1 protein-coding gene is annotated in these 1,390 nt (G+C 46.0%); it reads left to right on the forward strand.

The annotated features are described in order from the left end of the window. Positions 1–1,258 (forward strand): ISNCY family transposase (locus C8R11_RS15790; protein ID WP_107796524.1); only part of this gene is annotated, 1,258 nt, incomplete at its 5' end. Positions 1,259–1,390 lie beyond the last annotated feature (132 nt).

Consider the following 1,390-nt stretch of genomic DNA (forward strand, 5'->3'; position numbering starts at 1 on the left):
GCACCTTGCTGAAAAGCTTGAGACCGATGAACACATTGTGGTGAAACGAGAAACGCTGAGAGGCTGGGCGCATGATATCCATCATGTAAAGCGAGCCAAACGTAGGCGGGGTAAAGCCCGTAAACGCAGAGAACGTATGGAAGTCCCAGGCTTAATGATGCAAATGGATGGCAGTGCGCATCGTTGGTTTGGTGATAATAAACACTGCCTGATTGCCATGATTGATGATGCGACCAGTGCAGTGCATGCTGAGTTCTTCCCGTCTGAAACCACAGCTGGTTGCTTGAAAGTCATGCGAGATTGCATTGAAACGAAAGGACTCTTTAAAACACTTTACGTGGACAGAGCAGGCATCTTTGGTGGGCCAAAGCGATGTAACTTCTCGCAAATGCAGCGTGCCTGCGAAGAGTTGGGCATTGAAATTATCTTTGCTAACTCACCCCAGGGTAAAGGCCGCATTGAACGCGCGTTTGATACCTTCCAAGACCGTTTAGTGCCTGAGTTGCGATTGAATAATATCAACGATATTGCTGCTGCCAACGCGTACCTTAAGCATGTGTTTATCCCGCAGTTCTGGCAATCTCAAATCCAGGTAAAATCTCAACACACGGCTTCTGAATTTACGCCACTACCTGGATATGCAAACCTCGATGATATATGCGTCATCAAAGACCACCGCAAAATACGCAACGATCATACCTTCAGTTATGGCAACAAGTTCTATTTAATTGATTCACCGCTTAAGCATTCGATTGCTAACCAAAAAATAGAAATCAGAAATACCAGCAAGAAAGGTTTCACGGCGCACTTCGCGGGGCGCAAACTCGCAGTAACTGAAGTCACTGAGCCTGGCAAACTGGTGGCAGAAGACTTAGCGGTTCAAAAGAAATTAGAGGTGCTGGCCTTGGTTGAAAAACTGGGTAACGTCTCTAAGGCTTCGCGTCAAAGTGGTGTGTCGCGTGACACTATTTACCGTCACTTAAAACTGGTTAAGCAAGGTGGTGCTGATGCACTAAAGCGGCAAGAAACACCTAACTTACGGCATAAAAACTGTGTGGATATGGCAATCGAGAAAGCGGTTGTCCAGTTCTCAATAGAGCATCCACACCTTGGACAGCAGAAAGTGGCACTGAAAATGACGGAGGCTCTCGGAGTTGATGTAAGTGCTGGCGGTGTACGCAGTATGTGGCTAAGAAATAATCTGAATACCACTGCGCTGAGAGTTGAAAGGTCACAGGCCTTGCATGAATCGGCATAAAACATAGCCACTTTAGCAACTGGCTTAAATGCTGTTTATAAAAAAGTAATTGTGGAATGAGGCACGACTTGCTAAAGTGATTATGACAAAGTCGCTCGGTAATTAGACCGACAGTTTCCCTTGGTAATCACA

This window comes from Nitrosomonas aestuarii (assembly GCF_003046585.1).
GTDB lineage: Bacteria > Pseudomonadota > Gammaproteobacteria > Burkholderiales > Nitrosomonadaceae > Nitrosomonas > Nitrosomonas aestuarii.